Source organism: Pseudomonas sp. 300 (genome assembly GCF_055803035.1).
In genome coordinates this window covers 740,042-749,737 of the sequence record NZ_JAVLRV010000001.1, presented here as the reverse complement: position 1 = coordinate 749,737, position 9,696 = coordinate 740,042, and the positions used below count along the sequence as shown (strand labels likewise).

The window sequence follows — 9,696 nt, the reverse complement described above, 5'->3', positions numbered from 1 at the left end:
TCGCGGGCAAGCCCGCTCCCACAGGTGCTCCGGTGTATTCCAGATCTGCGTACTCCTAAGGACAATCGCATGAACAGCCTTCCCATCATCGACATCGGCCCGCTCTACAGCGATGACCAAACCGCCTGGCAAACCGTCGCCACGCACATCGACCGCGCCTGCCGCGAGTGGGGCTTTTTCTACATCAAGGGTCACCCGATCAGCGCCGCACGCATCGACGCCGTGCTCGATCACGCCACCCGTTTCTTCGCCCTGCCTGCTGCCGAAAAACTCACCATCGACATCACCCAGACCCGTCACCATCGCGGCTACGGCGCCATCGCCACCGAACAGCTCGACCCGAGCAAACCCAGCGACCTCAAAGAAACCTTCGACATGGGTCTGCACTTGCCGGCCGATCACCCGGAAGTCCTCGCGGAAAAACCGCTGCGCGGCCCCAACCGTCATCCCTCGATACCCGGTTGGCAAGCACTGATGGAGCAGCACTACGTCGACATGCAGGCGCTGGCCCAAACCCTGTTGCGCGCAATGACGATGGCGCTGAACATCGATCGCGACTTCTTTGATAGGCGTTTCCATGAGCCGGTCAGCGTGCTGCGGATGATCCACTACCCGCCACGTCACAACGCCAGCTCGGCAGATCAGCAAGGTGCCGGTGCCCACACAGATTACGGCTGCATCACCCTGCTGTACCAAGACGCGGCCGGTGGCCTGCAAGTGCGCAATGTCAAAGGCGACTGGATCGACGCACCGCCCATCGAGGGCACGTTCGTGGTCAACCTCGGCGACATGATGGCGCGCTGGAGCAACGACCGTTATCTGTCGACCCCGCACCGGGTGATCAGCCCGTTAGGGGTGGACCGTTACTCAATGCCGTTCTTCGCCGAGCCGCATCCCGACACGCGCATCGAATGCCTGCCCGGTTGTCAGGATGAGTCGCACCCGGCGAAATACCCGGCCACCACCTGCGCCGAATTCCTGCTCTCGCGCTTCGCCGATACCTACGCTTACCGGCGGGAACAGGGCGCTGGCTGATGAACCGCTTGGTCAGGTTTTACCAATTATTGCAGTCAGCATCTGTAGAATGCCGGCATTGCACCTGATGAGATGTCGACAATGTACGATTGGCTGAACGCCCTGCCCAAGGCAGAACTGCACTTGCACCTGGAGGGTTCACTGGAGCCCGAGTTGCTGTTCGCCCTGGCCGAACGCAACAAGATCGCCCTGCCGTGGAGCGATGTCGAAACCCTGCGCAAGGCGTACGCCTTCAACAACCTGCAAGAGTTTCTCGACCTGTATTACCAGGGCGCCGATGTGCTGCGCACTTCGCAGGATTTCTACGACTTGACCTGGGCCTACCTGTTGCGTTGCAAGGCGCAGAACGTGATTCACACCGAACCGTTCTTCGACCCGCAAACCCATACCGACCGTGGCATCCCGTTCGAAGTGGTGCTCAACGGCATCGCCGCGGCGCTGAAGGATGGCGAGCAGCAATTGGGCATCACCAGCGGTTTGATCCTGAGTTTCCTGCGCCACTTGAGCGAAGAAGAAGCCGAGAAAACCCTCGACCAGGCGCTGCCGTTCCGTGATGCGTTTGTGGCCGTCGGCCTGGACAGTTCGGAAATGGGTCACCCGCCGAGCAAGTTCCAGCGTGTGTTTGATCGCGCCCGTCACGAAGGCTTCCTGACCGTCGCCCACGCCGGTGAAGAAGGCCCGCCCGAGTACATCTGGGAGGCCCTCGACCTGCTGAAAATCCAGCGCATCGACCATGGCGTGCGCGCCATCGAAGACGAGCGCCTGATGCAGCGGATCATCGACGAGCAGATCCCGTTGACCGTGTGCCCGTTGTCGAACACCAAGCTCTGCGTGTTCGATCACATGTCCCAGCACAACATTCTCGACATGCTTGAACGCGGCGTGAAAGTCACCGTGAACTCGGATGACCCGGCGTACTTCGGCGGGTATGTGACCGAGAACTTCCATGCGCTGTACACCGATCTGGGCATGACCCAGGATCAGGCGAAGCGTCTGGCGCAGAACAGCCTGGATGCGCGGCTGGTAAAACCGTAAGCCTCACCGCATAACCCCTGTGGGAGCGGGTTTGCCCGCGATGACGGAGTGCCAGTCAAGATCGTTGGCCCCTGATACACCGCGATCGCGGGCAAGCCCGCTCCCACAGGTTATGCGTTCAGCCGATGACAGAAGATTCAGTCAACTCCTCCAGTGTCTTGCCCCGCGTCTCCATCCCGAACACCCACACCACTCCCGCCGCAATCGCAAAGCACATCGCCCCCAGCGCGAACACGCCGCCCTGCCCGGTCATCGGAAACACAAGCCCGGTCACCAACGGCCCGAGCAACGAACCCACGCGTCCAATCGCCGAGGCGAACCCCGAACCCGTGGCCCGCGCCGACGTCGGGTATAACTCCGGCGTGTAGGTGTAGAGCACCGCCCACATGCCGAACAGGAAGAACTGCATCAACAGCCCCGAGGTAATCAGCAAGCCGACATTGCCGCCAAACACGGCGCTCTGACCGTAAAGAAACGCCATCACCCCGCCGCCCAGCAGCGTCACCACGCATACCGGTTTACGCCCCCAACGCTCCACCAGCCACGCCGCCATAAGGAAACCGGGGATCCCGCCGAGGGAAATCAGCACCGTGTAATACACCGATTGCGTCACGGCAAAACCCGACTGTTGCAACAGCGCGCTGAGCCACGACGTCAGGCCGTAGAAACCCAGCAAGGCAAAGAACCAGACGCTCCAGATCATCATCGTGCGCTGGCGATACAGCGGCGACCAGATCTGCTGCAAAGCCGAAAAGAAAGTGCCCGGCGTACTCGTCACATGCGGCAGGCGCACAGGCTCAGGCAAATCCGATTGACCCAGCGAGGACCGGACCCGCTCTTCGATGCCCAGCAACACCTTGTCTGCCGCCTCATGCCGCCCGGCCTGTTCCAGCCAGCGCGGTGACTCGGGAATGAAAAAGCGAATCGCCAGGACGAACACCGCCGGCACTGCCAGGACCAGGAAGATGTCCCGCCAGCCGATCACCGGCAACAGGAAGTACGACAGTACCCCGGCCGCGACGAACCCGAGCGGCCAGAAACCGTCCATCAACGCGATGTAACGCCCGCGTCGTTTGGCGGGTATCAGCTCGGACAGCATCGATTGCGCGATGGGAAACTCCATACCCATGCCGATCCCCAGGAGGATGCGGAACAAGGTCAGTGTTTCGACGTTCTGTGCCGTGGAGCACAGATAACTGGCGATGCCCCACAACACGATGCTCCACTGGAACACCGGTTTGCGACCGAAACGGTCGGCGAGCATGCCGGACAGCGACGCGCCCAGCACCATGCCGAAGAAACTCGAACTGGCCAGCAACCCCGCCTGCGCCGTGCTGAGGCCGAACTCGGTTTTGATCGAGCCGAGCAGGAAGGTCATCATCGCCAGGTCCATGGAGTCGAAGAAAAACGCCAGGGCAATGATGATGAAAATGATCCGGTGATAACCACTGACAGGCAGCCGTTCCAAACGTTCTGCCGCGCTGAAGCCGCGTGTTTCCATGCCACATCCCCCAATCCGAAAGTCCCTGGATCGAGTGTGCGCGATAGCCGCTGAGGGTTATTGCTGGATGCGACATGGCCACAGCTCTGAACGACGCCCGAGATTCCAGACGTCGCTCCCGAGGCGTCTACAACGCCATTTCCAGCTCGGTCTCCTTGGCGAACCGATGGATTTCACGCTGCCCCGTCGCCGTCACGTGCAAGGCTCGCGAATCGTTCGGCAAGCTCAGCCAGCCGGATTGCATGAACAATTGCAGCAACGCCGCGCCCAGCGAACCGCCCATGTGCGGACGTCTTTCGCTCCAGTCGGGACAGGCGCAAGCGGCTCGGCGGGGGCTGTGCGCCAGCGCCTGGACAAACACACCGCGTTTGGCCAACTGAGTGGCGCCCTTGTGAGTGATCGACACCCGTTGCTCGAACTGTTCGATCCAGCCGGTATCCAGCAAACGCTGGTAAAGATCGGCGGCCAACGTGCCCCCCAAATGATCGTCGCAGAGTCGCGCGCGCAACAACGATGAAGGTGCCGCCTGAGGTTTGGAGAGAGGTGCGGTGCGTTTTAATACGTCCGGGATGTCTCGGGGTGCGCTGGCAATTGTCGCACTGGCCAGTGCTTCTATCGCAGCGCCGACCTCGGGCGCGGCCAAGCGGAAAAACCGCTTGCGGCCCCGGGTTTCGACTTTCAACAGACCTCCGGCGGACAAACGCCCCAGGTGTGCACTGGCCGAAGATGGTGACAGGCCGGCCAGCAAGGCCAGCTCTTCGGTTTGTCGCGCTGAGCCGTCCATCAAGGCCCACATCATTGCGCTGCGCTTTGGGTCAGCCAGCAACGTGGCGATCTGGCTGATGCAAGGTGCATGTTCCATGTATTCACTCCCTGTTGAATCGTTTCGTCTACTGCTCAGAGACATCTTGACCAGTAATGTGTCGTCGGCCAAGACGCGGAAACCGCGACAAACCGGGCAAAGCCATCCACTCACACAAGCCATTGCCTTGCGCATTGTGCAAAGGCTCGGCGATCGACCGCCGGCCAGGCCGACTCAAACGCGGGCTCACCCTGGCGAGATCGACCGTGCGAACCTGAGGCGAGCGCTAGTATAAGCGCGTTAACCGTCGGTTCCTGCCCTCTGAAATCCCTTGATGGTGATAGTTCCTGAGTGAAATTTCGCTATTTGCCTGCGACTAATGATCAGTCACCGCCAACATCGGAAATTGACTACTTAAACCGGCGCATCGGCTGGCGAGCATTTCCCGTAAAAGGTTCACCGGCTTACTCAATTGTGCGCGATGGGCGCACAGCAAATTCAGCGGTGCGCGCTCACAGAGCAGCTCCGGCATCAGCACTTTCAAGCGACCGGCCAACACATCGGCGGCGACATCCAGCCAGGATTTATAGGCGATTCCGGCGCCCGCCACGGCCCATAGGCGCACCACATCGGCATCGTCACTGAAACGGTCACCGCTGACGGTCAGACTGACCTCGCGTTTGCCGTCGTGAAAACTCCAGTGGTCGTGAACCCGGCTGCCGAGCATGAATAGCAGACAGTTGTGCTGCGCCAGTTGCTCCAGTTGCCGCGGCTCGCCGTGTTGGGCCAGGTAGCTCGGGGCGGCACACAGCACGCGGCGATTATTTGGGGCGATGGGCAGCGCCACCAGGCTGGAGTCTTCCGGTTCGCCGTAGCGCAGGGCAATGTCCACCGGCTGGCGGAACAGGTCGGCGATGCGGTCGCCCAGCAGCAGGCGCACCGTGAGTTTCGGGTGCTCACGCTGGAACTCGTCCAGCCACGGCAGCAACAGGTTGCGACCGAAATCCGATGGCGCCGACAGCTGCAACACGCCACTGACCTGGTCCTGACCGCTGGCCAGCAAACGGCGGCCCTCGTCGAGGTTGCTCAGGGCGGCCCGGGCGTATTCGAGAAACCCTTCGCCCTCGGCGGTAAGGCGCAGGCTGCGGGTAGAACGGGCGAGCAACCGCGCGCCGAGTTGCTGTTCGATGCGCTTCAACGCCGCACTGGCGACCGCCGCCGACATGTCCATTCCCCGCGCCGCCGCCGACAGACTGCCGAGGTCCGCGGCCCGGACAAACAACTGCAAGTCATCGAAACGCAGCATCTCAAGCCTCGATTATCAAAAAAAAATTGAAAGAGACTGCTCTTTTAGCGGGTTTTATCTTGCAGAGAAATAGCCAATCATCCACCCCATCGAAATCAGCCCGTCATCGGAGTCGAACATGTCCCAGCCATTTACCGCCATTGCCACCCTGATCGCCAAAACCGGTCAGCAGGACGCCCTCGAACAGCACCTGCGCGCACTGCTGGAGCCGACCCGCGCCGAAGCCGGTTGCGGCCAATACGACCTGCATCAGGACCTGGCCAATCCACTCGCCTTCTACATGATCGAGCAGTGGAGCAGCGACGAAGCGCTGCAGGCCCATGACGCGAGCGCGCACATTCAAGACTTTCGCGCCAAGGCCGGCGACTTTCTCGAGCACTTCGAACTCAAGCGCCTGCGCTCCGTGGCTTGACCCCTTCTTCTATTACTGTTCGGAAATCCCTGATGAAAGCCATTGCCTATTACACCTCGTTGCCGATCAGCGACGCCAACGCCCTGCAAGACATCGAACTGCCAGAACCGGTCGCCGGACCGCGCGATCTGTTGGTGGAAGTCAAAGCCATCTCGGTCAACCCGGTGGACACCAAAGTCCGCCAGAACGTGCAGCCTGAAGGCGGCGCAGCCAAAGTGCTGGGCTGGGACGTGGCCGGTGTGGTCAAGTCGGTCGGCAGTGAAGTGACATTGTTCAAGGCTGGCGACAAGGTGTTCTACGCCGGCTCCATTGCCCGCGCCGGCGGCAATAGCGAGTTGCACGTGGTGGACGAGCGGATCGTCGGCCATATGCCGAAAACCCTCGGTTTCGCCGAAGCCGCCGCGCTGCCTTTGACGGCGATCACCGCCTGGGAATTGTTGTTCGAACGCCTGCAAGTGCGCGAAGGCAATACTGATGAAGGCCAGAGTTTGCTGATCGTCGCGGCGGCCGGCGGTGTCGGTTCAATCCTTACGCAACTGGCCAGCCAGCTCACCGGGCTGAAAGTCATCGGCACCGCGTCCCGTGCGCAAACCCAGAGCTGGGTGCGTGAACTGGGCGCTGATCTGGTGATCGATCACAGCCAACCGCTGAGCGAAGCGCTCAAACGCGAGGGCGTGAACTCGGTGACCCACGTCGCCAGCCTGACCCAGACCGATCAGCATCTGGATCAATTGGTCGAAGCATTGGCGCCGCAGGGCAAACTGGCGCTGATCGATGACCCGAAGGCGCTGGACGTGACCAAGCTCAAGCGCAAGAGCCTGTCGCTGCACTGGGAGTTCATGTATACCCGCTCGCTGTTCGAAACCGCGGACATGATCGAGCAACACAACTTGCTCAACCGCGTGGCCGCGCTGATCGATGCCGGGACGTTGAAAACCACGGTGGGCGAGCACTTCGGAACGATCAATGCAGCAAATTTGCGGCGTGCGCATGAGCTGCTGGAGAGCGGCAAGTCCAAGGGCAAGATTGTCCTCGAAGGCTTCTGAGACAGATTGATACAAGTGTCGTCCGAATGGACGACACCGTCAGTCAGAAGGTTGACCCTTGTCATAATTTCGATCGTATTCGGGTCTACAATCGTGAACTCTGCGATGCAATCTTTTAACCGAGGAGGTCAGTAATGAAGATCCTGATAAAAGAATTGGCAAAATCCCAGTGGCAGGTCCGCCTGGACCAACACGCGGTGACGTTCCGTAGCGAAGCCGAAGCGCGCGCTTTCACTCGAACCCTCGAAGCACGATTGCTCGCCCCTCATCAGATTCCCGCCCAGCAGCAGCGCGCTGCCGGCTGAGACCTTCCTCACACCTGGGCTTGTGCCAACGCCCGGGCATTTTGCAAACGCCGGGTGAGCATCGCTATGCTCACCACCAGAATTCCGCACAGGCTGATGACCATGGCCATCGGCATGGCGCTGCCGTCGTACAAAATCCCCACCAGCGACGCGGCCCCGGCGGCGACGCTGAATTGCAGGCAACCGAGCATCGCCGACGCACTGCCGGCACGCGCGCCCTGCCCGTTCATGGCGCAAGCCGAGGCGTTGGGCAGGATGCAACCGAGGCTGGCGATGCAGATAAACAGCGGAATCAGCAACGGCCACAACTGCTCGGTGTGCAGCGAGCTGACCGCAAACAACGCCAGACCCGCTGCAAGGTAGATCCACACGGTGCGCGCCAGCAGGAATGCCGGGCCACGCTTGGCCAGTAGCCGTGCGTTGACCTGCGCGACCAGAATGAACCCCGCCGCATTGGTGCCGAACAACCAGCCGAAGTGCTCGGCCGGCACGCCGTAGAGTTTGATGAAGACAAACGGCGAGCCGGCGATGTAGGCAAACATGCCGGCGATGGCGATACCACCCGTCAGGGCATGGCCGAGGTATACAGGATCCGACAACAGGCGACCGTACTGCCGCAGCGCGCCCGACAGTGGTTGGCGTGGCACATGCGCGGGCATGCTTTCCGGCAAGCCGAGCGCCACGGCCACTGCCGCCATTGCACTGAAACCGGTCAGCACGAGGAAGATCGACTGCCAGCCCGTGGTATTGACCAGCAACCCGCCGAGCATCGGCGCGAGAATCGGCGCCAGGCCCATGACCAGCATCAGCTGTGAAAAGACTTTCGCCGAACCCACCGCATCGCATTTGTCACTGACGATCGCCCGTGAAATCACCATCCCCGCACAACCGCCCAGCGCCTGGACGAACCGCGCACCGAGCAGCCACTCCAGATTCGGCGCATAGGCGCACGCCAGGGAAGCAACGGTGAACAGACCGACACCCGTCAGCAACGGAATGCGTCGGCCAAAACGATCCGCCACCGGGCCGTACATCAACTGACCGATGGACAAACCGAGGAAATACGCCGCCAGTGTCAGTTGAACGTGTTGTTCGTCGGTGCCGAACGCCAGCGCCATGGCCGGGAACGCGGGCAGATAGAAATCAATCGCCAGGGGGCCAAAAGCGCTCAGGGCGCCAAGTATCAAAATGGTACGGAAGTTCATCGGGCATCCAGTGGGACTGAGGTCGGCGGCCCCGTAGTTTAGCCGCGCGTCGACGCCTTGAACATTCCGATAGCTCGCTAACAATTAAAAAACCACGGACAGCTGATACCTGTCAGTTAAAACTCAGAAACTGTGGGAGCGAGCTTGCTCGCGATAGCGATGCAACATTCAACATTTCGGTGACTGTCAAACCGCTATCGCGAGCAAGCTCGCTCCCACAGGTTTTTGCGTTTGGCCTTAAGCGACTTTCACTTCGTAGCCTTCTTCGCTGATCGCGGCGATCACCTGATCCACGGTCAACGTACTTTCGACGCCAACTTCCTTTGCCGCCAGGTCGATCCGCACGCTGGCCGCAGGATCCTTGGCTTGCAGCGCTTGAGTGATGGCTTTGACGCAGTGACCGCAGGACATGCCTTGAACGTTGAACACTTGCATGGAATGACTCCTTTAGTGAGGTTGCGAGCAGTCTTGAGCTTGCCACCATGGCAAGGTCAAGTTCTGAAGTGATCTGCCGGGCTGGCAATCGGCGCCGCGCTCGGCCAAGCTGCGTGCATCAATGACTCGATCTCAGGAGATTCAGCCATGCGCTGGTCAGCTCTCAGCCTGTTTGGCTTCCTCAGCCTTTTTGCCGCCGTACCCTCGGTCAATGCTGCCGGGGAGGATTACGGTGTGCTGATCATTTCCCGCGAGCGCCTGGAAGTATCAACCAACTGCGAAATCGGCGTGTACCTCCAGGATCAACTGTCGGCGCGGTTGTTTCAGGAACAAAGCACCTCGTTCAACCTGCCGCCGGGCAATGTTTCCCTGCGTCTGAAGCTGCTGCCGGGTCAGGCGCCGGGCTGCAACCCAGGCTTGCTGGCGCCGGGCTCGCAGAACATCACGCTCAAGGCCGGGGATGTGTTGAAGTTCCGGATTGCGATGACGCAGGAAGGGATGTATCTGAAGCCGACAGCCCTCGATTACTGATCTCCCCGTCCTTTTGCAGGAACGCCGCCCGGCGGCTCCTATAAAAGCACAGCGTTGATCTGAATCATGGCGCTTGACCTTGC

The 9,696-nt window shown here is 60.7% G+C and carries 11 protein-coding genes; 6 read left to right on the top strand and 5 right to left on the bottom strand.

Features of this window, described 5'->3' with window-relative positions; genetic code table 11:
- Positions 1-69: 69 nt before the first annotated feature.
- Positions 70-1,035, top strand: coding sequence for a 2-oxoglutarate and iron-dependent oxygenase domain-containing protein (locus tag Q7W83_RS03410; protein WP_473655670.1), 966 nt, complete (start codon positions 70-72; stop codon positions 1,033-1,035).
- A gap of 81 nt (positions 1,036-1,116) precedes the next feature.
- A complete protein-coding gene (locus Q7W83_RS03405; RefSeq protein WP_150634113.1) occupies positions 1,117-2,070 on the top strand; it encodes an adenosine deaminase in 954 nt (317 codons plus the stop codon).
- Positions 2,071-2,188: 118 nt separating this feature from the next.
- On the opposite strand, the gene Q7W83_RS03400 is transcribed toward Q7W83_RS03405, so the two are convergent.
- The 3 genes from Q7W83_RS03400 to Q7W83_RS03390 form a co-directional block, all read right to left on the bottom strand.
- Complete coding sequence (locus Q7W83_RS03400; RefSeq protein ID WP_150640041.1) at positions 2,189-3,571, bottom strand: MFS transporter; 1,383 nt, start codon at positions 3,569-3,571, stop codon at positions 2,189-2,191.
- A 127-nt stretch (positions 3,572-3,698) separates the two neighbouring features.
- Entirely contained in the window at positions 3,699-4,433 is a 735-nt protein-coding gene (locus Q7W83_RS03395) for an ArsR/SmtB family transcription factor (RefSeq protein ID WP_150634115.1), read from the bottom strand.
- A gap of 316 nt (positions 4,434-4,749) precedes the next feature.
- Positions 4,750-5,679 carry a LysR family transcriptional regulator gene (locus Q7W83_RS03390; protein WP_150634116.1) on the bottom strand — a complete coding sequence of 310 codons (930 nt, stop codon included), beginning with the start codon at positions 5,677-5,679 and terminating at the stop codon, positions 4,750-4,752.
- A 118-nt stretch (positions 5,680-5,797) separates the two neighbouring features.
- Between Q7W83_RS03390 and Q7W83_RS03385 the strand changes: the two genes are divergently transcribed.
- The 3 genes from Q7W83_RS03385 to Q7W83_RS03375 all read left to right on the top strand — a co-directional run bounded on the left by Q7W83_RS03385 (position 5,798) and on the right by Q7W83_RS03375 (position 7,442).
- Complete coding sequence (locus Q7W83_RS03385; protein ID WP_150634117.1) at positions 5,798-6,091, top strand: putative quinol monooxygenase; 294 nt, start codon at positions 5,798-5,800, stop codon at positions 6,089-6,091.
- Between the two features lie 32 nt (positions 6,092-6,123).
- The gene (locus tag Q7W83_RS03380) at positions 6,124-7,137 is read left to right on the top strand and encodes a zinc-binding alcohol dehydrogenase family protein (protein WP_473655669.1); all 1,014 of its coding nucleotides are present in this window, start codon (positions 6,124-6,126) and stop codon (positions 7,135-7,137) included.
- A gap of 134 nt (positions 7,138-7,271) precedes the next feature.
- The gene (locus Q7W83_RS03375; protein ID WP_191623755.1) at positions 7,272-7,442 is read left to right on the top strand and encodes a hypothetical protein; all 171 of its coding nucleotides are present in this window, start codon (positions 7,272-7,274) and stop codon (positions 7,440-7,442) included.
- An 8-nt stretch (positions 7,443-7,450) separates the two neighbouring features.
- On the opposite strand, the gene Q7W83_RS03370 is transcribed toward Q7W83_RS03375, so the two are convergent.
- Both Q7W83_RS03370 and Q7W83_RS03365 read right to left on the bottom strand, forming a co-directional pair.
- Positions 7,451-8,647, bottom strand: coding sequence for a multidrug effflux MFS transporter (locus tag Q7W83_RS03370; protein ID WP_150634119.1), 1,197 nt, complete (start codon positions 8,645-8,647; stop codon positions 7,451-7,453).
- 237 nt (positions 8,648-8,884) lie between these two features.
- On the bottom strand, positions 8,885-9,082 hold the full coding sequence (locus tag Q7W83_RS03365) for a cation transporter (RefSeq protein WP_150634120.1): 198 nt from the start codon (positions 9,080-9,082) through the stop codon (positions 8,885-8,887).
- A gap of 147 nt (positions 9,083-9,229) precedes the next feature.
- Between Q7W83_RS03365 and Q7W83_RS03360 the strand changes: the two genes are divergently transcribed.
- Positions 9,230-9,613, top strand: coding sequence for a hypothetical protein (locus tag Q7W83_RS03360; RefSeq protein WP_150634121.1), 384 nt, complete (start codon positions 9,230-9,232; stop codon positions 9,611-9,613).
- Positions 9,614-9,696: the final 83 nt, after the last annotated feature.